At 57.0% G+C, this 19,939-nt stretch carries 29 protein-coding genes, 1 tRNA gene and 1 riboswitch; of the genes, 19 read left to right on the forward strand and 11 right to left on the reverse strand.

Annotated elements, in window-relative coordinates; all coding sequences use genetic code 11:
• The first annotated feature begins 15 nt into the window (after positions 1-15).
• The 9 genes from RRF56_RS17105 to RRF56_RS17145 are packed head-to-tail and all read left to right on the forward strand — an operon-like array spanning position 16 to position 4,395.
• Positions 16-696 carry a hypothetical protein gene (locus RRF56_RS17105; RefSeq protein ID WP_317033834.1) on the forward strand — a complete coding sequence of 227 codons (681 nt, stop codon included), beginning with the start codon at positions 16-18 and terminating at the stop codon, positions 694-696.
• Entirely contained in the window at positions 696-950 is a 255-nt protein-coding gene (locus RRF56_RS17110; RefSeq protein WP_317033835.1) for a hypothetical protein, read from the forward strand. Before RRF56_RS17105 ends, RRF56_RS17110 begins: the two co-directional genes overlap by 1 nt.
• A complete protein-coding gene (locus RRF56_RS17115) occupies positions 919-1,269 on the forward strand; it encodes a hypothetical protein (protein ID WP_317033836.1) in 351 nt (116 codons plus the stop codon). Before RRF56_RS17110 ends, RRF56_RS17115 begins: the two co-directional genes overlap by 32 nt.
• The gene (locus tag RRF56_RS17120) at positions 1,269-1,739 is read left to right on the forward strand and encodes a hypothetical protein (protein WP_317033837.1); all 471 of its coding nucleotides are present in this window, start codon (positions 1,269-1,271) and stop codon (positions 1,737-1,739) included. The genes RRF56_RS17115 and RRF56_RS17120 overlap by 1 nt, the downstream gene beginning before the upstream one ends.
• Positions 1,720-2,820, forward strand: coding sequence for a hypothetical protein (locus RRF56_RS17125; protein WP_317033838.1), 1,101 nt, complete (start codon positions 1,720-1,722; stop codon positions 2,818-2,820). The genes RRF56_RS17120 and RRF56_RS17125 overlap by 20 nt, the downstream gene beginning before the upstream one ends.
• On the forward strand, positions 2,817-3,227 hold the full coding sequence (locus RRF56_RS17130; protein ID WP_317034387.1) for a hypothetical protein: 411 nt from the start codon (positions 2,817-2,819) through the stop codon (positions 3,225-3,227). Before RRF56_RS17125 ends, RRF56_RS17130 begins: the two co-directional genes overlap by 4 nt.
• On the forward strand, positions 3,227-3,388 hold the full coding sequence (locus RRF56_RS17135) for a hypothetical protein (protein WP_317033840.1): 162 nt from the start codon (positions 3,227-3,229) through the stop codon (positions 3,386-3,388). The genes RRF56_RS17130 and RRF56_RS17135 overlap by 1 nt, the downstream gene beginning before the upstream one ends.
• Positions 3,375-3,989: an FHA domain-containing protein gene (locus tag RRF56_RS17140; RefSeq protein ID WP_317033841.1), complete on the forward strand. Its 615-nt coding sequence runs from the start codon at positions 3,375-3,377 to the stop codon at positions 3,987-3,989. The genes RRF56_RS17135 and RRF56_RS17140 overlap by 14 nt, the downstream gene beginning before the upstream one ends.
• Before the next feature lie 58 nt (positions 3,990-4,047).
• Entirely contained in the window at positions 4,048-4,395 is a 348-nt protein-coding gene (locus RRF56_RS17145) for a hypothetical protein (RefSeq protein WP_317033842.1), read from the forward strand.
• Positions 4,396-4,443: 48 nt separating this feature from the next.
• Here RRF56_RS17145 and RRF56_RS17150 read toward each other — a convergent pair whose 3' ends face one another.
• The 6 genes from RRF56_RS17150 to RRF56_RS26450 all read right to left on the reverse strand — a co-directional run bounded on the left by RRF56_RS17150 (position 4,444) and on the right by RRF56_RS26450 (position 7,300).
• Positions 4,444-4,641, reverse strand: coding sequence for a hypothetical protein (locus tag RRF56_RS17150; RefSeq protein ID WP_317033843.1), 198 nt, complete (start codon positions 4,639-4,641; stop codon positions 4,444-4,446).
• Entirely contained in the window at positions 4,634-5,338 is a 705-nt protein-coding gene (locus RRF56_RS17155; RefSeq protein ID WP_317033844.1) for a hypothetical protein, read from the reverse strand. Before RRF56_RS17155 ends, RRF56_RS17150 begins: the two co-directional genes overlap by 8 nt.
• Positions 5,338-6,276: a hypothetical protein gene (locus RRF56_RS17160; protein ID WP_317033845.1), complete on the reverse strand. Its 939-nt coding sequence runs from the start codon at positions 6,274-6,276 to the stop codon at positions 5,338-5,340. Before RRF56_RS17160 ends, RRF56_RS17155 begins: the two co-directional genes overlap by 1 nt.
• 209 nt (positions 6,277-6,485) lie before the next feature.
• A complete protein-coding gene (locus RRF56_RS17165) occupies positions 6,486-6,680 on the reverse strand; it encodes a hypothetical protein (RefSeq protein WP_317033846.1) in 195 nt (64 codons plus the stop codon).
• A gap of 83 nt (positions 6,681-6,763) precedes the next feature.
• The gene (locus tag RRF56_RS17170) at positions 6,764-6,967 is read right to left on the reverse strand and encodes a hypothetical protein (RefSeq protein WP_317033847.1); all 204 of its coding nucleotides are present in this window, start codon (positions 6,965-6,967) and stop codon (positions 6,764-6,766) included.
• A 75-nt stretch (positions 6,968-7,042) separates the two neighbouring features.
• Positions 7,043-7,300: a helix-turn-helix domain-containing protein gene (locus RRF56_RS26450; RefSeq protein WP_410510487.1), complete on the reverse strand. Its 258-nt coding sequence runs from the start codon at positions 7,298-7,300 to the stop codon at positions 7,043-7,045.
• Positions 7,301-7,439: 139 nt separating this feature from the next.
• On the opposite strand from RRF56_RS26450, the gene RRF56_RS17175 reads away from it, so the two are divergent.
• The 6 genes from RRF56_RS17175 (at position 7,440) to RRF56_RS17200 (ending at position 11,640) form a co-directional block, all read left to right on the forward strand.
• Complete coding sequence (locus RRF56_RS17175) at positions 7,440-7,817, forward strand: hypothetical protein (protein ID WP_317033848.1); 378 nt, start codon at positions 7,440-7,442, stop codon at positions 7,815-7,817.
• Between the two features lie 101 nt (positions 7,818-7,918).
• The gene (locus tag RRF56_RS17180) at positions 7,919-10,213 is read left to right on the forward strand and encodes a VapE domain-containing protein (protein WP_317033849.1); all 2,295 of its coding nucleotides are present in this window, start codon (positions 7,919-7,921) and stop codon (positions 10,211-10,213) included.
• The gene (locus RRF56_RS17185) at positions 10,200-10,562 is read left to right on the forward strand and encodes an HNH endonuclease signature motif containing protein (protein ID WP_317033850.1); all 363 of its coding nucleotides are present in this window, start codon (positions 10,200-10,202) and stop codon (positions 10,560-10,562) included. The genes RRF56_RS17180 and RRF56_RS17185 overlap by 14 nt, the downstream gene beginning before the upstream one ends.
• Positions 10,555-11,004: a hypothetical protein gene (locus RRF56_RS17190; protein WP_317033851.1), complete on the forward strand. Its 450-nt coding sequence runs from the start codon at positions 10,555-10,557 to the stop codon at positions 11,002-11,004. The genes RRF56_RS17185 and RRF56_RS17190 overlap by 8 nt, the downstream gene beginning before the upstream one ends.
• Positions 11,001-11,432, forward strand: coding sequence for a hypothetical protein (locus RRF56_RS17195; RefSeq protein ID WP_317033852.1), 432 nt, complete (start codon positions 11,001-11,003; stop codon positions 11,430-11,432). The genes RRF56_RS17190 and RRF56_RS17195 overlap by 4 nt, the downstream gene beginning before the upstream one ends.
• Positions 11,425-11,640, forward strand: a complete 216-nt coding sequence (locus RRF56_RS17200; protein ID WP_317033853.1) for a hypothetical protein — start codon at positions 11,425-11,427, stop codon at positions 11,638-11,640. The genes RRF56_RS17195 and RRF56_RS17200 overlap by 8 nt, the downstream gene beginning before the upstream one ends.
• Here RRF56_RS17200 and RRF56_RS17205 read toward each other — a convergent pair.
• The 3 genes from RRF56_RS17205 to RRF56_RS17215 form a co-directional block, all read right to left on the reverse strand.
• The gene (locus RRF56_RS17205) at positions 11,625-12,701 is read right to left on the reverse strand and encodes a hypothetical protein (protein ID WP_317033854.1); all 1,077 of its coding nucleotides are present in this window, start codon (positions 12,699-12,701) and stop codon (positions 11,625-11,627) included. The genes RRF56_RS17200 and RRF56_RS17205 overlap by 16 nt on opposite strands.
• A 133-nt stretch (positions 12,702-12,834) precedes the next feature.
• A tRNA-Cys gene (locus tag RRF56_RS17210) sits at positions 12,835-12,905 on the reverse strand.
• A gap of 53 nt (positions 12,906-12,958) precedes the next feature.
• Positions 12,959-13,783 carry a creatininase family protein gene (locus tag RRF56_RS17215; protein ID WP_317034388.1) on the reverse strand — a complete coding sequence of 275 codons (825 nt, stop codon included), beginning with the start codon at positions 13,781-13,783 and terminating at the stop codon, positions 12,959-12,961.
• Between the two features lie 85 nt (positions 13,784-13,868).
• A riboswitch (Glutamine riboswitch) is annotated at positions 13,869-13,924 on the forward strand.
• 39 nt (positions 13,925-13,963) lie between these two features.
• On the opposite strand from RRF56_RS17215, the gene RRF56_RS17220 reads away from it, so the two are divergent.
• The 4 genes from RRF56_RS17220 (at position 13,964) to RRF56_RS17235 (ending at position 17,440) form a co-directional block, all read left to right on the forward strand.
• Positions 13,964-14,134 (forward strand): DUF4278 domain-containing protein, encoded by a 171-nt coding sequence (locus RRF56_RS17220; RefSeq protein WP_317034389.1) that lies wholly within the window; start codon positions 13,964-13,966, stop codon positions 14,132-14,134.
• Positions 14,135-14,324: 190 nt separating this feature from the next.
• Positions 14,325-15,713: a HAMP domain-containing sensor histidine kinase gene (locus tag RRF56_RS17225; RefSeq protein ID WP_317034390.1), complete on the forward strand. Its 1,389-nt coding sequence runs from the start codon at positions 14,325-14,327 to the stop codon at positions 15,711-15,713.
• A gap of 142 nt (positions 15,714-15,855) precedes the next feature.
• Positions 15,856-16,641 carry a pseudouridine synthase gene (locus tag RRF56_RS17230; protein WP_317034391.1) on the forward strand — a complete coding sequence of 262 codons (786 nt, stop codon included), beginning with the start codon at positions 15,856-15,858 and terminating at the stop codon, positions 16,639-16,641.
• A gap of 16 nt (positions 16,642-16,657) precedes the next feature.
• Positions 16,658-17,440 carry a helix-turn-helix domain-containing protein gene (locus RRF56_RS17235; protein ID WP_317034392.1) on the forward strand — a complete coding sequence of 261 codons (783 nt, stop codon included), beginning with the start codon at positions 16,658-16,660 and terminating at the stop codon, positions 17,438-17,440.
• A gap of 110 nt (positions 17,441-17,550) precedes the next feature.
• On the opposite strand, the gene RRF56_RS17240 is transcribed toward RRF56_RS17235, so the two are convergent.
• Positions 17,551-18,384, reverse strand: coding sequence for a prohibitin family protein (locus tag RRF56_RS17240; protein ID WP_410510628.1), 834 nt, complete (start codon positions 18,382-18,384; stop codon positions 17,551-17,553).
• A gap of 131 nt (positions 18,385-18,515) precedes the next feature.
• Complete coding sequence (gene purM / locus RRF56_RS17245; RefSeq protein ID WP_317034394.1) at positions 18,516-19,565, reverse strand: phosphoribosylformylglycinamidine cyclo-ligase; 1,050 nt, start codon at positions 19,563-19,565, stop codon at positions 18,516-18,518.
• Positions 19,566-19,939 lie beyond the last annotated feature (374 nt).

Consider the following 19,939-nt stretch of genomic DNA (forward strand, 5'->3'; position numbering starts at 1 on the left):
CAGGAGACCTAACCCATGCCCGAATATACAAGGGGCGAACTTCGAGATGTGCTGACCTTTGTCGCCATCAACCCGATCCTTCACTACGGCTTTAAAACCGTTGATTTGGCCGCTCGTACCGGCATCTCTGGGGCAGACATTAAGACCCAGCTGGGGCACATGACTGCTGTAGAGGCCGCTGCGGTCGCTAATCGGATCATGGTGACCGGAGCCAACAGCCCCAAGCCCGCCCGAGTGGTCAAGCGAGACCCGACCGCCCCTATCTCTCAGCCTGCGTCCACTAGCACTTTTATGGCCTATAACAAGCTGGCAGCAGCTGCTGCTGGTGGCTGGTCTCTGAGCAAGCCGGGGCGTGGTGTACGCCTAACGGCCAACGTAGACGGCAAACGCTCTGTTACCGCCATTGCAGAGCTAAGCAACGGGGCTCTCTATGCCTTCCCTCTGAACCGGGTAGACTTCGACCGGGTCTCCACCGTGCTAGGCCTGCAAGCGGCTAACCAGATCAACACCACCATCGAGCGCCAAAGCCTGGTAACTGGCTCTAGAACCAAGCCTGGCCGGGCCTCGATTGAAGATAACGGCGGTGTGTTTGCCACCTACTACAGCACCGACGCAGAGGCGGCGGCGATCGCAGCGGGCTACAACATCGAGCGGCCTGAGGTGATTGAGTATCCCGCCGCTGGTGGTGGTGGCTAATGGCTAACCTGATCCTCCCCGGTACGCTCGAATTTAACCTTGCCCTGGCCGACATCCCACCGGTGCCGACCTGGCGAGAGAGCTTTGATCGTGCCAATGGGGAGGGCTATCTAATTTGTAGGGCGGGCTCTCTGGGCCTGATGGAATCTGTAACCCGGCAGGAGTGGGAAGATTATGTCTACGGTGGAGAACTCGACGCCAGACAAGCCGAAATCGACGAACATGACGAGGCGCTCGAAGGCGTTATCTACTGAGCAAGAGGCAGCACCGGAGGCCCCAGCAACGCCCCCGGCGCAACCGGAGCCAGAGCCCCCAGCAGAGGCCACCGATGCCCCGCCAGACTTAACCGGCGTAGTGTCGGGCAGAATAGCCAAGTTAGGCGGCTTCATGGCCACTGTGGCGGCGATCGATGCCGAACGGAAGGCGCGCAAATTGCCCAGCCTGACGAGCAAAGATTACCGCTGGGTGCTGGGCCGCCCTGGGGGCATTCCGTTTTCGTTCCCTGTGACGGTGATCTATAAGCCAGAGAGCCCTGATGAACAGGCCTTGGGCACCTATAGGATCGGGCGCTAATGCCATGGCAGGGCCTGGGGGTGGTGGCCCCAAAGCTAAAGGTATGGCGGGCTTATAGTGGCGCGGCTCCTTTGGCAGCAGGTAACGCGGTATTTCGCGTTACCTGCAAAAACCTGGGGGTGGGGGTGATTTTCAAAACCTATGCCCTGGTGCGGTTTCGTACAAATCAAGACGGCGAGACGTTTTACACCACCGCGAAGCGCATTTACCCTAGGGCTGAGTCGCTAGTCATTCAGGCCGATATCCCCCGAGAGGTGAGGGGCACAGGGATACTGTGGCGGCCAGAGGTGCAAAAGGTTGTCTATCGAAACTTTCGAGGTCGCAGCCCAGAGCCCGCCTTTTTGGTGCAAATAGAACACCTGGCCAGGGAAGCAGGCCCCCCACCCCTCGCCGCCGACAACGACACTCACCCTTACGCTGATCGTGAAGATACGACGGTGGATATAACTGATGTCTTTAACTTCGATTAACGTTGGCACCGAGCCGAATGATGGCACAGGCGATCCGCCTCGGGTGGCCTTCCAAAAGATAAACGCTAATTCTCGGGTCATCGACCAGGCTTTAGCGGCCACCGAAACCACGCCCCAACTCAATGCCCGCGACACGGCCAACCGCAACAGAGCCAACCACACCGGCACCCAAACCGCCGATACTATCGCCGATTTTGCCGAAGCCGCCGCCGAAGCTGCCCCCGTGCAATCTGTAGCGGGCAAAGCTGGGGCCGTGGTGCTCACCAGGGCAGATGTCGGTTTAGGCAGTGCGGATAACACCGCAGACCTAGATAAGCCCGTCTCGACTGCCACCGGGGCGGCTCTGGCTAGTTTAGAGACTGCGACCCAGGCCGCCCTAAGCCTAAAACTGGAAGCCGGAGCCCTAACAGCCTTTGAGAGCACGGCCCAGCTCAATGCCCGCGATACGGCTAACCGGGCAAGGGGCAACCACACAGGCTCTCAACCGGCAAACACGATCACCGGGCTGGCGGCGGTGGCTACATCTGGGGCCTGGGCTGATGTGTCGGGCAAGCCACCCCAGGCGCTTCATTACGAACAAACCGCAGAACCTATCGCCCCTAGCGTCGGGCAGGTGTGGCGAGAAAGGAACAGCGGCGGGCAGATCGTTGGCGAGTGGGAGTGGTCTGGAAGTTTATGGTTAAGCGTCCTTCATTACGAGCAAGGAGCGGTAAACGTAGGGGCAAATATCACGGCCAGCCTGGCATTCCTCAGCCTAAAAACTGCCCCCAAGACTTTTGTTTCGAGTATTCGAATTACTATTGGTCGGCCCGATACCTACGATGCATCTAATTACAATCAATTTAGGCTTAGATCGCTTACTCCCAGCACCCTTGGGATTCTCGGGGATTTTGTTTTAGGCAATCAATCTGAGTTTCTGACAGCCCCAGCAAACTCAATTATCAATTTTAGTTTGCCGTTATTTTCGCCGATACTGCCCTTGGACTTGATAGGAATTAGTGTGGAATCGACTGTAGCGGCGGGTGCCCCCTCCGGCCTAAAGAGAGCGGCTGCATTGTGTTCTTATAGGGTAATACGATGAAAGTCTCTATTGATGTTGATTCTGTTGCCCACATTGTAGAGACCGTAGAAGGCAGCCCCGATTATGCTGCTTACTCCACCAGCGCCAACACGCAGGCAGCGCTACAGACCGCCTACGATCGCGGCGACTGGCAACCCTACACCCCGCCAGAGCCAGAGCCAGCGGCCCCAGAGCCAGACCCCAAGGGCTTCAAAATCGCCTTTATGGCCGATCCTGCCTTCCTTGAGTGGCAGGAAGACATACCCCCAATTCGGCGGGAAGATTTGAAGCTGGCAGCGATCGCCGACAATTGGCCCCTGGTGCAGGCCCTTTACGACCATCTAAAAGCAGTAATCCTCATGCCTGAGGGGGCGGCTGAGCAGTGGCAGGCCCTAGCCGACGCTCATGCTATCCCGTTGGTTTTTTGATGGTTGTTGACCTGGCCTTTCCCCTTTTAGCTTTCGTGCTCACCCTGGTGCTATCTGTCTCGCTGTCTACGTCTGGCGATCGCAACAAAGCCCCCAAGCGGCTTCAGGATGGCGGTAGCCATTCCGCCGCCCCCACCCGCCTAAACGATGACGATCCATAAGCTGACGCTCTATTTTGATGAGAAGTTTAAAGACCCGGTTTGGGCAGACATTACCTATGCCTTAGAGGCCCCCAGCGGCTCACGGCAGGGCGAGTGGGTGTTTGGCCGTAATCCCACATGTGATGTCACCATCAATATTCGAGATGTGAGTCGGCGGCATTGCGTCATTGCCTACAGCTACGCTGCTGATCGCTGGACAGTGCAAGACCTGGGCAGCAGTGAGGGCACGTTTATTGCTGGCAAACGGTTGGCCGTGGGTGAGCTGCACCCGATTGGGATAGGCGATCGCCTTTACCTAGCCTCAAACCTGGTGAGGGTGGTTGAGGATGAGCACGATACGGTGGGCGAGGATTCTGGCCCTGCGACTATTTCTAGCAATGTGCCCATAGATTTTATAGAGCTTCTGCCTAAGCCGGAGCCACCACCACCACCACCACCACCACCACCACCAGAGCCCCAGCGCACTTATGCCGATTCGGCCTATTTGATGGCGCAGTGGGTGATCAGCGGTCAGACGGTGCAGGGCAAAATTTACCGGGTTGTGGTGGCGGCTACTGGGGTGGCTGGCTTCATATTGATGCTGGATTGGTTAGCCAATTAGTTTTGTACGGAATTAGCGGCCCCTGCTGGGAAGACTCTAGTAGGAGTGCAGGTGGGCCATGGATGTATTGTTAGCGCTGGCTGTAATTGGTTTTGTGGCGTGGTGGATTCGCTACAACCAGCTCTATCGCTCTGGGGCGGTGAAGACGCCTTTTTTTAGTTTGGGTGGGCAGAGCCAGAGCCGGGCGCGACGGGTGAAGGTGGCCCATAGGCCTGTGGCTAGAAAGAGGGCAACCCCAGCAGCAGAGAGAGAGATTGGCCAGGCGGTGAGCAAAATCACAACCTACACCCATAATTACGAAGTTTCGGTGCGGCTGCTGCATTCGACCCGCCAGGCCAATATGAGCAAGTCGCTCGATTGGTGTGCAGAAAAGGTGATTGATGATCTTTTGCGAGATAGGCGATAAAAAAGCGCCCCAGGTGTGGCTGGGGCGCGGTGTGGTTTGAGGTCTATGTTATTGCGGGCCGGTGAACATCCAGTAGATTCCCCCGACGATCGCCACACAAGCGGCGGCAACGATGATTGGTTTTGCGGCCAGAGCTAGGAACAGTAGCAGGGTGCCATAGCCGATCGACTCGTAGGGGTAGAGCCTCGACCAGGCCCACAGGCGTTGTGGTGTGGCTAGGAAGGATTTGATATAGGGCTTAAACATTGTCGCCCCCGTCTAACCAGTCAAAGGCCACCGATAGGTTTTGCCCTGCGGCTTCTGCTTGCTCGACCGCCAGCTTTCGGTAGTGGTCGAGCACTTTGTTATGGGCCTCGACCTGAATGGCGCGAATCTTAGCGAGCTGCTGGTTCTTTTGCGCCCCGATGGCGATTCGGTCTCTCAATCTAAAGAGAATCTCATCGCCAAAGGCTAGCAAAACGGCCAGGGTTGCATTCCACAGCAGCAGGCCAATAGTGCCAAGGGGGTCGGCCCAAAGGGCATTAATGGATAGGTATTGAGTGCCCCCAAACCCAGCAAAGTTACTGAAGATATCGAGCACATATAAACCCTTAAGAGTGATACCCCACCAATCATCTGCGCTAGTGCTGCCACCAATGCCCTTAAAGGGGTCTCCTCCTAACGCTTGAATGATGCCAGAGCCAATCTGAGAAACGGCCACAATTGCGGTGAGGATAGCGGCGATCCACCAGTCAATCGGCATGGTAGAAAAGCCTTCCCAACTCATCCAAGAATCTGCACCAATGGCAGCAAAACCGCCGACAGTTAGGAGTAGTAAAGCCAGGTCTACCCGCCAGGGGGAAACCCTTGGCGGAGTGACAGAAATTGCGGTAGATGTGACTGCTGCTGTGGGGGCTGGGGAGTAGTGGCCCGAGTTAACTTTTCTGATTCTACGCTTAGGCATTAGGCTTCCTCAAAACGGTAATAGTCGAGGCGTTTGGCGAAGGCATCGCGTCGGTTGCGTGCGGCTTCATAGGCAGCGCTACGGCCTGGGGTGCAACCCCACAGGCGCTTAATGATGTCGTTGCCTTTGGGGTTGAGGCCATCGGTGTCTACGTACTTTCTGTACAGGTCAAATTCCCCCGCTTGCTCTGGCTGAAGTGGGTCGCAGGGTGCCCCCATGGTTTTTGGGGGCCAGTCTTGCGAATCGGCTGGAAGCCCCGGAATTCCTAGCGAATTCGCATCTTGGCTGTTTTGCGAATTCGCATCGGCCCCATGCGAATTCCCCTCGAATTCGCGCGAATTCCACTCGAATTCGAGGGGCTCAACGCTAGGAATTCCGTGGGTTCGATTCCCCTGCGGCATCAGGTGCTTTGGGTGGTTGTCCCCCTCCTCCTCTGTCACCAGCTCGTAACCCTCGGGCACCTCTTCCCCGTCTTCGATCTCGATGTAGTCGATGGCTACGGGCGAGTAGCGCATGGGGGGCAGAGATAAATCTAAGTCGGCGTGGGGGTGGTAGGTGGGGTCTGTTTTTTTGCCCCGGTTGACCCACCACAGCCCGGCTGCGGCGGCGGTGGCCAACAACACCAGAACACCAAAACCGCCGTCACTCATGCCCCCATGGATGGCATTTGCTTGGGTAGGTGCTGGGGCATTTTCTACTACGGCTAGGGCCTGTCCATTGGGCGAGAAATCACGCATTCTTTCGGGCGGGGTATTTTGCCAGCGGCAGTAGCCGTTGTCTGCCAAAACCCAGCCGGGATCTGTACGTGTCCAACTTTGTTGATTGGGAATTTGATTGGAGAATTTGTAGGTTTGGTCTAACCAAAAGTGCTCCCAGGAACGCCCTTGGTTATCGCCGCTGATTGAGGTTTGAGCCCCTTCGCAAAATTGATTAGTCATAGCAAAGAAAAGACCCGAACGATAAGAATGCTGAAGAAAGCGATAAACAGAATGGCTGACCAGGAAAGGCCAACGGCTAGAGCTAAAACGATCATTCGCCAGGCTGCCCCAGCACAAAGGAGAAGGATGAAGAAGTTGGACATAATTTTTGCTGCTTTAAAACGACAAAAAGCGCCCCCCAGGAGAGTTGGGGGCGCGGGCTCAGCGAACTATTGAGGCAGGCAAGACTGCCGCTTTATAAAGCGGTGGGTTGTTTTGCCTGGGTTCGTAGGAATCTCGCAACTGTAGACATGCTGCACATCAGGGAGGGCCTTAGCGGCTTTTGCGCTGCGCTCCGATGTGGTGCTGTAGTGGCCTTTGGTCTCAATTTGCTTGAGAATCTTTTGCTGGGATGGGGAAGCCATAGAATAGAGGTGCCCTTGTTGGGGTATCCCAGGGGTGTTTGCTTTCGACGGCTGCCCCTGGGGTTTACAAGATTGAAATTTAATTAGTCTTCGATATCGTCGCCGGCGGTTTCTCTCCGCTTCAGCTCTGCGATCAGATCGTCGGCATAGTCGGCGGCTACTGGGGCTAAATCCTTACTCTCCCAGCTAGGGTCGAGGTCGATCAGTGCCGCCATCGCTTCGATCGCCGCCCGATGGTGCAGACGCCGGTAGTAGCTGCGGAATTTAGGTGGAAGTGGTTTCGGCATAATGGAAGTGCCCTCTTTGGGTATCCCAGGGGTCTGCTTTCCACGGCTCTGCCCCTGGGGTTTACAACTTGTGGTTTAACTCTGACCTGCTGGACGACTGAGATCGTCTGGCAGGTCTTTTAGCGTGATGCCGTGCGGTTCAAGGTCTGACAGCAAGATTTTGAACTGGCCAGAGCTAAGCAATGCTTTCCCTTTCCCGTTCTCCCATCGACTTAGCGTGGACATAGCCACGCCTAACCGACCGGCAAACTCTTGCTGCGTCAACCCCAACATTTCTCTGATCTGCTTCATCGGGGGGTCTCCCTCGACACCAATCACTTTTCGGTCTACCATTTGAACTTAACATAGCAGGCTCGGATGTGCAACTCACATCCGAGTCTGCTATGCTCCAAGAAACGACAAGGCGGGCTACCGACTCTCACATCTGAGCCCGCCTTTTATTCTCTCAGTCACTTAGAACCGGAGAAACCGTATGTCTATAGGTAGATTGACAGCGACTTTTTGCCCAGTACTAGGCGCACCTAGCTACGACGGCGGCGGCGGTGAAGTCGTGGGTTGGCAGCAGTGCAGCCCCTGGAGTGCCCTGCTAGGTTGGCTGCCCCTTTTGGTCGATCGCAATATGCGGGGCTGCTTGCCCTACGGCACCAACCCCGAGCCGTGGCCGGGGTTTTGGTGGTCTACCGAAAATGCCGAAATTTCGCACCTCAACAGCCCCTGGTATTGGGGCGAAGCCTTCGAGAATGCCGCCCTAGTTGCGCTGGCCCACACTCTCCGCGACGTTCGGCAGGTCTACCCCATGGCCACCCCAGACCAAATTCACGATGTGCTGATCGAATACGGAGTCATTTAAAGCAAAGGGGCGGCCACCCTCAATAGATGCCGCCCCTTCGTTTTCACTATTAGAGCGGGTCACTACCCCGCCACTGAAACGTAACCCTATTAACCAGAGAGATGCCCGAACATACAAGCATTTTAATGCCAGAACACCGCTCAGAGTGGGAAGCCTCGGCGGTGTTGTCAGACATCATTGACCGCAACGTATGGAGCATAGACGATCCCTCCGACGTAGACAAATTACTCAACCGCAACACAGACAAGCGATGGAAGCACAGCACAGATTTAGCACCAGGGTGGGCAGTCGCTGGGGTTGCCCCCACTACAGGAGAGCGCACCTTTGCCGGGGCTCAATATAAGCCAGACAACCCACCCCTAGACCCAGAGACCAAGAAGCCCCGCAAATATTTCAGCCCTAGCCGCCAGGCCCTAGCTCCACTCTTTCTCGAAATGGAGGATAGAGACTACTGGCCCAAACTCATCACCGACACCAGCCAGGCGATCTGCATCTGTGAAGGGGCCAAGAAAGCGGGGGCACTACTCACCGAGGGCCATCCGGCGATCAGTATCCCTGGGGTGAGCACCGGCGGCAAGCTGGGGAGGCTACGGCCAGAGCTGGAGCTGTTCTGTGCTTATGGCAGAGTCTTCTACCTGTTTTTTGACCGAGACATTATCGAGAAACGCCAGGTGAGACGCGCCCTGCACAACCTGGGGCGAATGCTCGCCGCCAAAGGGGCCATGGTCTACGTGGTGGAGTGGGATAACAAACTGAAGGGCATCGACGACGCGATCGCCGCCGGCGTCGAGGTTACCGAAAGGATCACCGCTGCCCCCACTCTCGAAGAATGGAAGGCCGACACCGACGAAAACGACACCGAAGCCCCCGAGGGTGAACCCTGCGCCTTGGCCCGTAGGTACCAAATGGTTTCGGACCGCCTAAAGAACCGCCTACGGTGGAATGAGCTGAAATCTCAAGTAGAGCTAGATGGTGAACCCTGCGACTTCGACAGCCTTCGCCTACAGCTGGCACTTTTGTACAATATTCAGCTGCCAGACGCCGACTGCACCGCCATCTGTAGCCACATCGCCCGCCAGCAGAACTTTAGCCCCGTGGCCGAATACCTCAACCAGTGCGCCAAGCTCTACCCCGCAGATAGCGAGCTGCTTGATAGCCTGGGGCCAACGTTCTTGGGCACCACCAGCGAACTGCACCAGGTCTATCTGAGAAAAACGCTAATCTCAGCTGTGGCCAGGGCATTCTGGCCAGGTTGCAAAGTAGACACGGTCTGCATTCTCAGTGGTGGCCAGGGCGTCGGTAAATCCAGTTTTTGGAAGATTTTGGCAGGAGAGGAGTGGTTCGACGACACCGTAGGCAGCACCAGCGACAAAGACGAGCGGCTAAAGCTACACCAGAGCTGGTTCATCGAGTGGGCCGAACTTGAAGCGGTCTTTAAACGCAAAGACATTTCAGCGGTCAAGGCCTTTATCACCACCCAAACCGACCAGGTGCGGCCGCCCTATGGCCGCACGGTGCAAGAGTTCAAGCGACCCAGCATCATCGTGGGCAGCACCAACGAAACCGAATTCCTGGCCGACGCCACCGGCAACCGCCGCTATTGGGTCATTCCGGTCGAAATTCCGATGGTGCCCTTTCAGCAGCTGTCGGTCGAGCGCGATCGCATCTGGGGCGCGGTGGTTCACGCCTTCCGTAGCGGCGAACGGTGGGAGCTGCCCCACGAGATGCACCAGGCCGCCCAAGAAGATGCCCTCAACTACGTCACCAGCGACCCATGGGAGAAAAAGATCCTCGACTACTGCGAAGACTTCAGCGAAGTGAATACCGCCGACGTGTTAGCCGTGGGCCTGCAACTGCCCTACGACCGCCAGGGAAAGCGCGAAGAAATGCGAGTGTCCAACCTTCTGCGCATCAACGGGTGGAGGTCGGTCAGGAGGTTGGTCAACGGCAGAAGACCTAGATATTGGATAAATCCAAAGTTTGGAGAAAAGGTTGGATCAGGTTGGTCAGAGGAGGTTCAAACCCATGTAAATGGGGGTGACCAACCTAATGACCAACCTAATGACCAACCCCCTGACCAACCTACCCAAAACGACAATCTAGAAACCGTTGACCACCGGACATCTAGCAAGGTGACCAACCTGACCAACCTGACCAACCAAATCCCTAAGAGGGGAAATATCCAAGATGAATCTCTATGTCCCGATAGAGAGGTGTCTATAGTTCTTCCCCCGGTAGGGGCCAAGGTCGAAATCAAGAAGGGTCGCTATGACGGCGTGGCCGCCTGGGTGGTCGCCCACGTTGACGAAAAGGTAGCCGTCAAGCGCGACGGCTGGATGATCACCCGTGAATATTTACCCGGTGAAGTGGAGGTGCTCAGCGATGCCAATGGATAGAAGCCGATACCCCGAGAACTGGGAAGAAATAGCACTTCAAGTTAAAGTCGCCGCTGGGTGGAGATGCTCTGGTTGTGGCAGGCCCTGCCGCGTCACTGGCCAGGGCTGGGAAGATTTTTCGGACCTGGCCCTAGGTTACTGGGCTGAAGACCTCGACCACCCCCAGCGCTTTACGCTCACGGTCGCCCACCTCGACCAAAACCCCAGCAATAACGACCCCAGCAACCTGCGGGCACTCTGCGCCCCCTGCCACCTGCGCCACGATGCCCCCTACCGCAAAGCCAACAGCATCGCCAAACGCGAGAGAGCTGGGCAATTGCCTCTACTGGGAGGTGCGATCGATGGGTAGCCCCACAAAGCAATCCCTCAAGGCAATCACCCTGCACCGCCCCTGGGCCTACGCGATCGCCCACCTAGGCAAGCGCGTTGAGAATCGCGGCTGGGCTTGCCCCCTAGCCCCAGGCAGCCTAATCGCCATCCACGCGGGCAAAAAATACGACAAACAGGCTGCCGACTGGATACGGCAAACCCTGGGCCAAGACTGCCCGCCCGATGGCGATGAACACCCCACCGGAATCGTTGCGATCGCCCGATTCGTGGGCAACGTGACGGCATCAGATTCCCCCTGGTTTGTTGGCCCCATTGGCTGGCAGCTTACAGAGGTTGTGGCGATCGACCCGGTGCCATGCAGCGGGCAGCAAGGCCTTTGGTTGGTGCCTGATGTCTTGCGTCCATCCGTGCGGAAAACTTATCACCGCGAACTAATGCGCCGGCTAGTGGAGGCTCTATGACTGAGAAAACCAAAGCAGGCCGCCCCGCCAAATGGAGCGGCCCCACCCGAGCGATCCGCGTACCAGAGGCCCTGGCCGATCATTTGCTCGAAATTGCCCGCCAGCTCGACAACCCCCAACCCGATAACGTACAAAACCCCACCGGCTTGCCCATCTGCAAACCCGCCGCCGATGCGGCCACCATCGCCCAGGGCCTAGCCGAAGGGTGGATCGCCCCCAAACCCTTACCCCAAACCCAAATGCTCACCAGCGAAAGTAGCAGTGGCACCTACCGCCTATTCCTCGAACCGCCCCGTGAGCTGCCCCCACAAATGGCCGCCAGCATAGATGAATACTGCGATCGGCTGCTGGCAGGCCTAACCCAATCAGAGCAGGCCGCCCTACTCTGCCGCCTAGTCGATGAAATGGGAGAAAAAATCGATGGCTAAACCCTCCCCCTGGCTCACCACCGCCGCCGCCTGCGAGCGCCTGGGCATTAGCCGGTGGGTGCTGGCCACGGCCCGCAAAAACGGCGAGCTCAAGAAGGGCCAACACTGGAAAGTTAAAAATCCTAGTGCGGCCCGGCTTACCTACCTCTGGCACTGTGAGCGCCTCGAAAAGTGGCAAAGCCAGGTTGAGACTCAGGCCGGGGCATGAGGGCGATCGCCCCGCTCAATGCCCTGGTCATAAATGGCGCGATACACAGACTCATCTATCCATCGCCGATAGACCTTGCAGTGGGTCTCTGGCGAATGCCCCATCAGCTTTGCCCCAAACTCTGGGCTATAGCCAAACTCAAGGCATCGGCGGGCAAAAGAATGCCGCAGATCATACGCCTGGCAAAAGCCCAGCCGGTTAAAGGCCCTCGCGGTTTTTGTACCCAGCTGGGCATTGCTGCACCCTGCGATATTTTCTAGCGGCGGCATCGTCACCGCCGACAGCTCCCAGTCCGTGGCCCATTCTGGGTAGAGCGGCCAAACAAACCTCGACCCGGTTTTGGTAGCCTCATGCACCCTCACCGTAGGAAAGTCGGCCAGGTCGGCGGTGTAGACCTCATGGGGCCGTAGGCCGTAGGTGGCCAGCATCCCAAACAGCCACCGCCACCCAGGATCAGCAATTTTGCCCCGCCAGCTCGCAATCTGCTCATCGCTGGGCAGCGCTCGCGGATCGACCGCCGACGCGCTATAGCTGCCCTTGAGCTTTGCGAACCCCTCCCCCGGCAGGCCCGCAAATTCTGCGAGCTGGCGATAAGCATTGCAGGCCCGCAGGCGCGAGCGAGAATCTTCTTCCGTCCGTTTCTCAGCAGTCTGCTCTAGCAGGGCCAGAGTCAGCGGAGCCTCTGAAGGCAGTTTGTTAAACGGCTGCTGATAGTCGGTTTTCCATGTAATGGCGGCCCCCCGCCACCGGCGCTTAAATCGCTCTACCCAATCCCCCACAGATTCGGCACTATCGCCCCGATACTGCCCCCAATCAAACCGGCCAGCCTCTAAGGCCACGCCGATCGCCTTCGCCTGTTCCTCAGCCAGCGACAACCCCCTAGGGTTAGCAGGCAGCCCCAACGCGATCCGCTGCTGGTAGGGCGCGTCTTTCGTGCTCCCGGGGGCAGGCGGAAACGTGCCCCGAGCATAAATCTTCTGATTGAGCGCTTGCAGCCGCACACGGATTCTGCCCGCCTTAAGTCGCCCGTTGGCCCGGTTCAACCGCTCTGCAAAATCCATGCCTAAATTTTGCCTAAAAACTTAGGCTCAATTAACTACAAATGGCTACAACTAGCAACAATATACAAAAGTAGACAGAGCCGAAAGGCCCTGTCTACAGTCGTTCTGGCTCAAAAATTGCCAGCTAAAAGAAAGGCGACACCCGGATTCGAACCGGGGGTGGAGGTTTTGCAGACCTCTGCCTTACCACTTGGCCATGTCGCCACCTTATCAGCTATTGAGTATAGCAAACTCAGGGGCGCAATCTAGCGATCGCACTAAGGAACCTGCGGCAAATCCAGCCTGGCCTGGGGCTGCTGAAACCGATAAATATCTTCCAGCACTGTTACCCAGCCCTGAGCTAACGACTCCAGCAGGCGATCGCCCTTTTCTACCGTAGCCACAGTCGGGTCGCCCAACACACCGCTGGCGCTCAGGTCGCGGGTCACCCAAGCAAAGGGCAGCGCCCCTTCCATCGTCAGCCAGCTCTCGGTGGGCAACCCCTGGGGAAATTCCGTCTGGGCCAGCTCCATCCGCACCTGCTCAGGCAGAATGGACAGCATCAGGCTAGTTTCGGCATCTCCGGCATGGATACCCAGCTCCAGTTCTTTCTGGCTCAGCAACTCTCCGGCGCAGTTGGGCACCGCCCACACAAACAGTGGGAACACCATCAAATCGGGATGGGCCAAGTGCAGATCGCGGGCGGCAATCTCTAGCACCTGGGGTTGGCCACCGTGGGCATTGAGCAGCACCAGCTTGCGAAACCCGGCCCGATACACACTCTCGGCCACGTCATGGATCACCCGTAGCAGCGTTTCTGCCGACAGGGTGATGGTGCCTGGAAAGTGCCAGTGCTCGTTCGATTTGCCGTAGTACAGCGGCGGCAGGCTATAGGCCGGAATAGCCGGATTCAACTCTGCCAGGGCCTGACCCAACACCGTAGTGCAAATCGCACTGTCGACAGCTAACGGCAAATGGGGGCCGTGCTGCTCGATCGCTCCCATCGGCTGCACAATCACCACATTCTCGCGATCGGGCATCGCCTCAATCTCAGTCCAAGTCAGGTAGGGGAAGTAGCGATGGGGAGGAATAGGATTGTGCATAGTTACAAGGTGGCTTTTGCTAGGAATTCCTGACAACGTGACTTGACAGTTATGGTGCAAACAGTAACAATGAATACAGAAACAAATCGTTCATCTCCTTTGAAAGAGACGGAAGTAGAGCTCAGCTCGAAGGAACGCGCCTCTGTTTATACACCTTCACTCATTAAGGAGAGGCGGAATATGTCCTTGAAATATCGTGGCGTTGATTACGAACCTGCTGCTGCCCAGGTAGCTATTTCTGAAGAAGTCATTGGTCGTTACCGTGGCGCAGTGGCTACTCGCCACCTAGCGAAACAGGTTAAGGCCGATCACCCCCAAGGGCTAAGGTACCGTGGGGCTGCGGTTAACTAGTTAAGTTTGCCCGGTTAGGCTAAGCGAGGGCTCCAGTCAACATCAACTAGGGCCTTCGTTCTATTTCAAAGGGGCCAGAGCCATCTTAAACTCTGACTTTATCTTTGATTTAAAAAGAGCACCTCTACGGGGGTGCTTTTTTGTGCGATAGGCTTGAGCTAGAGATACTTCGCTACGGACAGGGCAAACGTTGATTATTGGGATCTACCTGCTGGGGTTGGTTACCGGAGCGCTGCTGCTGATCTGGCAGCAGCGCCGACAGCGGCGGCGAGAGCAACGGCTAGTTGCTACCCTCAAGGCAACCGATTGGCCTACAGCCCTAGGACAAGTTGAGAAACTGGTGCAAACCCATCCCCAGCAGCAGCGGCAGCTGCGATCGCTCGGCACCAGCCGCGATACTTTAGAGCACATTTTGCAAAATGCCCCCATCGGCTACCTGCAAGTAGATGAAGAAAACCAGCTGGTGTGGTGCAACGCCCAGGCCAACCGTTTGCTCAAGATGAATCAGCCGCTGACGGGGCCAGTGCAGCGGCGGCGACTGCTGTTAGAAGTGGCCCGTTCTTACGAACTCGATGCACTGATCGAAGAAGCCCGAGAACAGCAGGCCTGCTGCCAGCAGGAGTGGATGCTTTACCAAATTTCTCCCGACCCGCTGCACCCTAAAGAAGAGCCGACCTATCCCCTGCGGGGCTATGCCATTCCCCTCGGCAACGGTGAGGTGGGGGTGTTTTTAGAGAATCGGCAGGAGGCGGCATTGCTGGTGCAGCAGCGCGATCGCTGGACGTCAGATGTCGCCCATGAGCTGAAAACTCCCCTGACTTCAATCCGTCTGGTGGCCGAAACCCTACAACCCCGAGTCGATGAAGCTCAACGGCGCTGGCTCGATCGCCTGGTCAATGAAACCATTCGCCTCAGCAACCTGGTCGAAGACCTGCTCAACCTCAGCCGCCTCCAGGGCGATCAATTTCAGGGCCTTAACCTCAAGCCCGTTGATTTACCCCAGATGGTGCAGCGAGCCTGGCTCAGCCTCGAACCCCTGGCCCAGGTTAAGCAGCTCGACCTAGCCTATGTCGGTCCGTCCCAGTGTTTAGTCAACCTCGACGAGCCCCTCTTCCACCGGGTACTGCTCAACCTGCTTGACAATGCCATCAAACACAGCCCTAGCGGTGCCACTATCTATGCCCGTCTAATCGTGCCTGCGATCGCCCTAACCCCTGACCTTGAGGCCGACAGCGAGGCCCCTGCCGGCCTTATCCTCGAGGTGATCGACATGGGGTCAGGCTTTAGCCCCAAAGATTTACCCTATATTTTCGATCGGTTTTACCGAGCCGATCCCTCCCGCACCCGCAACACAGCCAACACCGATCTCAGGCCCGTAGACCCTGGGTTAACGCCGACCCTAAGCCGGGGTTCTGGATTAGGACTCGCCATTGTTAGCCAAATTATCGAAGCTCATAACGGCACCATTACCGCCGCCAACCACCCCGACCTAGGCGGAGCCTGGCTACAGCTAGAGTTACCGGTATCGGCCCTGCCCGAACATGCCAAGGGCGCGATCGGCGCTAAAGATCCTGCCTAAATTGCTGGAACTCCCACCGCCAGGCGCATTCGTCGGCCGCTTCACTGAGAACTTATACTCAGCCACCCTCAATTGCTGCCATAATCATTAAGCGGGTTCAAATAATCTCTAGCGTTTTCCCCGCATTGCATTGACTTCGGCTATGTCAGAACGGCTCCAAAAAATTCTTTCCCAGTATGGGGTTGCCTCTCGACGGCAGGCCGAGCAGCTGATTGAAGCTGGGCAAGTCATGGTCAATGGAGAGGTCGCCCACCTAGGCCAGCGGGCCGATCCTAACTGCGATCGCATTGAGGTCAACCACCGCCCCATCCAGGCGCATCATCGCCCGACCCAGCACTATCTGCTGCTGCACAAACCCCGAGGCATGGTCTCTACCTGTGCCGATCCCGAAGGCAGACCCACCGTGCTCACTGCCCTGTCCCCCGACCTCCATACCGTCGGCATCCACCCAGTGGGGCGGCTCGATGCCTACACGACCGGGGCACTATTGCTGACTAACGACGGTGACTTTACCTTTAGGCTCACCCACCCCCGTCATGACGTCTCTAAAACCTACCGAGTGCGGCTAGAGGGTCAGGTAACTGCAGCAACGTTAAAAGCGTGGCGTCAGGGTATTTGGCTCGACCACAGCCCCACTCGCCCGGCCCGCGTAGAGGTGATTTCTGCCGGCTCCACCGATACCCACCTGGAGGTCATTCTTCAGGAAGGGCGCAACCGCCAAATTCGTCGAGTCGCCCAGGCCCTGGGGCATCGAGTGCTAGACTTACACCGGGTTGCGGTGGGCTCAGTCCATCTAGGCAACCTGGATGTGGGGGCTTACAGGGCTTTATCATCTGCCGAAATTGAGGCATTATTAGCTGAGTCATGGGTTCAATCAGACTCCGCCGCTTGTCTGCCTCAGTCATCAGTTAGCCATTCGCCGTCTTGAGCTAAATTCTCCCTGTATGAAGACAAAAGAGTTGGTTGATCCTAACGCGCTCTACCGAGAGCAACTGGTAGAACTCGGTACCCTATTGCAGGCCGCGCGCCAGCAGCAGGGAGAAACCCTTGATGCCATGGCCACCACCACCCTAATTCGGCCCAGTCTATTGGCCGCGATGGAGCAGGGTGACCTCGACAGCCTACCCGAACCTGTCTATATTCGTGGGCTCATTCGCCGCTACGGCGATGCGCTTCACCTCGATGGTGAAACCCTAGCCAGCCAGTTTTTTACCCCACCGCGCATTCAGCGCCGCACCTGGCAAGAATCACCCGCCGCCCAGCTGCGGCCTCTACACCTCTATGGGGCCTATTTTGTGCTGCTGATTGCCGCCATTAGTGGTCTGTCCTATGTGCTGCGGCAAACTGCCCCCGAGGCCACCATGCTGCCGCCTCTGGCTCCCCTCAGCGATAGCGAAATCGACACGGCCAATTCTGCCGCTAGCAATAATACCGCACCCGAGACCGCTGAGGTCAACGAACCCGAGGCTCCGATCAAAGTCAAAATGACCCTCACCAGTCAGTCGTGGCTACGCATTACCTCAGATGGCAAAACCGAGTTTGAAGGAATTTTGCAGCCTGGCGATACTCGCCTTTGGATAGCCGACCAAGCGCTAACCATTCGGGCGGGCAATGCCGGTGCCGTTATGGTCAGCTACAACGACAACCAGGCTGAGGCTCTCGGCCAGCCCGGCATGGTACGCGAGGTAACCTATTCTCCCGGCTCAGCCATTAGCCTAGCCTGGTAGCGCAGTTATAGCCATAGCCAATTAGGTTAGGACAGGGCAATCATTGATTCATAATCAGGAACCCCGTAGGGGCGTAGCATGCTACGCCCCTACGAATCGGGGGTATTCAGTTAGGGTTTGGTATTAGACTTAGAGACCACTTCCTCTGCCTCCATCTGGTTTAGGTCAAAAATAAAGGGGATATTGCCTCCCTCGCCCATAACGAGCACCTTGGGCACCTGAGCACCGCCATCTTTCCAAGCCTCGATCGCTTCTTTTTGTAGCACCAGCTGGCCACCCTGGGCCTTGAGGGTTTCGGCAATCAACCGCTGGGCTTCGGCGCGGCCTTTAGCGCGGTTGATCTCAGCCTGGGCCTCCTGCTCAGCCTCTTGGGCAATATAGACCGCTCGGCGGGCGCGCTGCTCAGCAATTTGCTTGTCTTCTACGGCCTTGGCAAAATCGGTCGAGAAGGTCAAATCGACCACGCTGGTGTCAAGGACTAAAATGCCGTACTTGGCTAGGCGCATGGTGAGGGCATCGTCAAAGTCTTGCTTTAGCTCAGAACGCTGGGTAATGGCTTCTTCTACCGTGCGGCGGGCGGCAGCAATCTTAAACGACTCCTGGGTTTGGGGCGCGACAATTTTAGACACAATGTTTTCTAGCGTGCCCTGGGTGCGGCGAATGTTGACGACCTCAGTGGGGTCAAGGCGAAAGTTAATAGCAAAGCGCCCCGAGAGGTCTTGCAGGTCTTTGGTCGAGCTTTGGGCCGGCACCTCAAACTTTTGCACGGTCACGTCGTATACATCGACGTTAGATACCAGGGGCGGCTTGAGGTGAATGCCCTCCAGCAGCGCCCCATCCTGAGATTTGCCGAGAATGCTAAGCACCCCGGCCTGGCCGGGGTTAATGATCACAAAACTGCTGGTCACAAGGGCCAGGGCCACGATGGCGAGAAAACTGAGCACCACTGGCGGCCAGTTGAGGGTCGAAGATTTCAACGGAAGTTCCTTATCACACTGCCTCTTTAAGGTATCGGCTATTCGAGCAGGGCGGGGGGTTCTTCAGCAAGGCTTTGGATCAGCAGGTGTGGCGGCAGCTACTCGGTCAGCCCCGTCACCTGGCCCGATCCGGCTACCACCTCCCCGACCAGATAGGCCGCCATCTGGTGCTCAGCCAGCCAGCTCAAGGCCGAATCGACCTCTGCGGCAGGCACAATCAGCGCAAAGCCCAGGCCCATATTGAAGGTGTTGTACAGATCCATTTCGGGCACTTGCCCCGCCTCAGCCAGCCAGCTAAACAGGGTGGGCACCGGCCAGCTATTCGGGGTGAGGTGAATGCTCTGCCCTGGCCCTAGACAGCGGGGCAGATTCTCTGGCAGACCACCGCCGGTAATGTGAGCCATACCGTGGATGGGCAGTCCCTCTCGGCGGGCCTTAAGCACAGGGTCTACGTAGATGCGGGTGGGGGTGAGCAACAGTTCACCTAGGCTCAGGTTGCCCAGGGCCGGAACCGATTCATCCCAACGGTAGCCGGAGCCGCCTTCAGGGCGCTGCCCTTCGGCGACTACTTTGCGCACCAGGCTAAAGCCATTGCTGTGTACGCCGCTGCTGGCTAGCCCAATGACGCGATCGCCCACCTGCACCTGGCTGCCATCTAAAATCTGAGACTTTTCGACCACACCAACGCAGAACCCCGCCAGGTCATACTCACCAGGGCCATAGAACCCTGGCATCTCAGCGGTTTCGCCCCCCAGCAAGGCACAGCCCGCCTGGTGGCACCCCGCTACAATGCCTTCTACCACTGCCGCCAGGGTTGCCGGTTCGAGCTTGCCTATGGCCAAGTAGTCAAGGAAAAAGAGCGGTTCAGCCCCGCTGGTGAGAATGTCGTTGACACACATGGCGACTAAGTCGATGCCAACGGTGCTGTGGCGCTGGGTAATCTGAGCAATTTTGAGTTTGGTACCTACGCCGTCGGTACCAGACACCAGCACGGGCTCGCGGTAGCCAGTGGGCAGCTCACAGAGACCGCTAAAGCCACCAAAGCCACCCAGCACTTCAGGTCGCCGGGTGCTGTCTACCATGGTGCGAATGCGCTGCACAAAGCTGCGTCCCGCTTCTACATCTACACCAGCGTCCCGATAGTCCATGGGGGTTCATCCTTGTGCGTGGGCCAGTCTCTTACCTTAGAAACGGGGGGCAGCTTCGTCAATGGCTAGCCTCAGTCTAGGCAAGGGACCCCTTATTTTAAGTCGGTGAGATTGAAAAATAATCAAATAATTTTCAAGTATTGGATCCAGAAAATAATAATAAATAGGAAATATTCACCTCAAGAGCGCGCGATCGCCGCTCAAACCCCAGTCCTGTGGCACAAAAATCTATCATTAGTACTACGTCGTTAGTTCCCGAAAATTCATTTTTTGCTGACAAAAAGCGCCTGAGCCGGTAAAACGACTGATGATTTTTCCCTAACTTATCAGAACTAACCTATAACAAATTTGGAACTGAACTCAACCCTCTTCAA

This window comes from Nodosilinea sp. E11, from assembly GCF_032813545.1.
In the GTDB taxonomy this organism is placed as follows: domain Bacteria; phylum Cyanobacteriota; class Cyanobacteriia; order Phormidesmidales; family Phormidesmidaceae; genus Nodosilinea.

What these genes read in the sequence shown, in the direction of transcription:
- RRF56_RS17150 (WP_317033843.1), bottom strand. Translation starts at nt 4,641, where the DNA reads ATGTTTAAGCCCTATATCAAATCCTTCCTAGCCACACCACAACGCCTG.
- RRF56_RS17235 (WP_317034392.1), top strand. Translation starts at nt 16,658, where the DNA reads ATGAAGACAAAAGAGTTGGTTGATCCTAACGCGCTCTACCGAGAGCAA.
- RRF56_RS17115 (WP_317033836.1), top strand. Translation starts at nt 919, where the DNA reads ATGACGAGGCGCTCGAAGGCGTTATCTACTGAGCAAGAGGCAGCACCG.
- RRF56_RS17170 (WP_317033847.1), bottom strand. Translation starts at nt 6,967, where the DNA reads ATGCCGAAACCACTTCCACCTAAATTCCGCAGCTACTACCGGCGTCTG.
- RRF56_RS17190 (WP_317033851.1), top strand. Translation starts at nt 10,555, where the DNA reads ATGGGTAGCCCCACAAAGCAATCCCTCAAGGCAATCACCCTGCACCGC.
- RRF56_RS17120 (WP_317033837.1), top strand. Translation starts at nt 1,269, where the DNA reads ATGCCATGGCAGGGCCTGGGGGTGGTGGCCCCAAAGCTAAAGGTATGG.
- RRF56_RS17185 (WP_317033850.1), top strand. Translation starts at nt 10,200, where the DNA reads ATGCCAATGGATAGAAGCCGATACCCCGAGAACTGGGAAGAAATAGCA.
- RRF56_RS17125 (WP_317033838.1), top strand. Translation starts at nt 1,720, where the DNA reads ATGTCTTTAACTTCGATTAACGTTGGCACCGAGCCGAATGATGGCACA.
- RRF56_RS17215 (WP_317034388.1), bottom strand. Translation starts at nt 13,783, where the DNA reads ATGCACAATCCTATTCCTCCCCATCGCTACTTCCCCTACCTGACTTGG.
- RRF56_RS17160 (WP_317033845.1), bottom strand. Translation starts at nt 6,276, where the DNA reads ATGACTAATCAATTTTGCGAAGGGGCTCAAACCTCAATCAGCGGCGAT.
- RRF56_RS17145 (WP_317033842.1), top strand. Translation starts at nt 4,048, where the DNA reads ATGGATGTATTGTTAGCGCTGGCTGTAATTGGTTTTGTGGCGTGGTGG.
- RRF56_RS17110 (WP_317033835.1), top strand. Translation starts at nt 696, where the DNA reads ATGGCTAACCTGATCCTCCCCGGTACGCTCGAATTTAACCTTGCCCTG.
- RRF56_RS17105 (WP_317033834.1), top strand. Translation starts at nt 16, where the DNA reads ATGCCCGAATATACAAGGGGCGAACTTCGAGATGTGCTGACCTTTGTC.
- RRF56_RS17165 (WP_317033846.1), bottom strand. Translation starts at nt 6,680, where the DNA reads ATGGCTTCCCCATCCCAGCAAAAGATTCTCAAGCAAATTGAGACCAAA.
- RRF56_RS17155 (WP_317033844.1), bottom strand. Translation starts at nt 5,338, where the DNA reads ATGCCTAAGCGTAGAATCAGAAAAGTTAACTCGGGCCACTACTCCCCA.
- RRF56_RS17130 (WP_317034387.1), top strand. Translation starts at nt 2,817, where the DNA reads ATGAAAGTCTCTATTGATGTTGATTCTGTTGCCCACATTGTAGAGACC.
- RRF56_RS17175 (WP_317033848.1), top strand. Translation starts at nt 7,440, where the DNA reads ATGTCTATAGGTAGATTGACAGCGACTTTTTGCCCAGTACTAGGCGCA.
- RRF56_RS17205 (WP_317033854.1), bottom strand. Translation starts at nt 12,701, where the DNA reads ATGGATTTTGCAGAGCGGTTGAACCGGGCCAACGGGCGACTTAAGGCG.
- RRF56_RS17200 (WP_317033853.1), top strand. Translation starts at nt 11,425, where the DNA reads ATGGCTAAACCCTCCCCCTGGCTCACCACCGCCGCCGCCTGCGAGCGC.
- RRF56_RS17195 (WP_317033852.1), top strand. Translation starts at nt 11,001, where the DNA reads ATGACTGAGAAAACCAAAGCAGGCCGCCCCGCCAAATGGAGCGGCCCC.
- purM (WP_317034394.1), bottom strand. Translation starts at nt 19,565, where the DNA reads ATGGACTATCGGGACGCTGGTGTAGATGTAGAAGCGGGACGCAGCTTT.
- RRF56_RS17220 (WP_317034389.1), top strand. Translation starts at nt 13,964, where the DNA reads ATGTCCTTGAAATATCGTGGCGTTGATTACGAACCTGCTGCTGCCCAG.
- RRF56_RS17135 (WP_317033840.1), top strand. Translation starts at nt 3,227, where the DNA reads ATGGTTGTTGACCTGGCCTTTCCCCTTTTAGCTTTCGTGCTCACCCTG.
- RRF56_RS26450 (WP_410510487.1), bottom strand. Translation starts at nt 7,300, where the DNA reads ATGGTAGACCGAAAAGTGATTGGTGTCGAGGGAGACCCCCCGATGAAG.
- RRF56_RS17230 (WP_317034391.1), top strand. Translation starts at nt 15,856, where the DNA reads ATGTCAGAACGGCTCCAAAAAATTCTTTCCCAGTATGGGGTTGCCTCT.
- RRF56_RS17180 (WP_317033849.1), top strand. Translation starts at nt 7,919, where the DNA reads ATGCCCGAACATACAAGCATTTTAATGCCAGAACACCGCTCAGAGTGG.
- RRF56_RS17140 (WP_317033841.1), top strand. Translation starts at nt 3,375, where the DNA reads ATGACGATCCATAAGCTGACGCTCTATTTTGATGAGAAGTTTAAAGAC.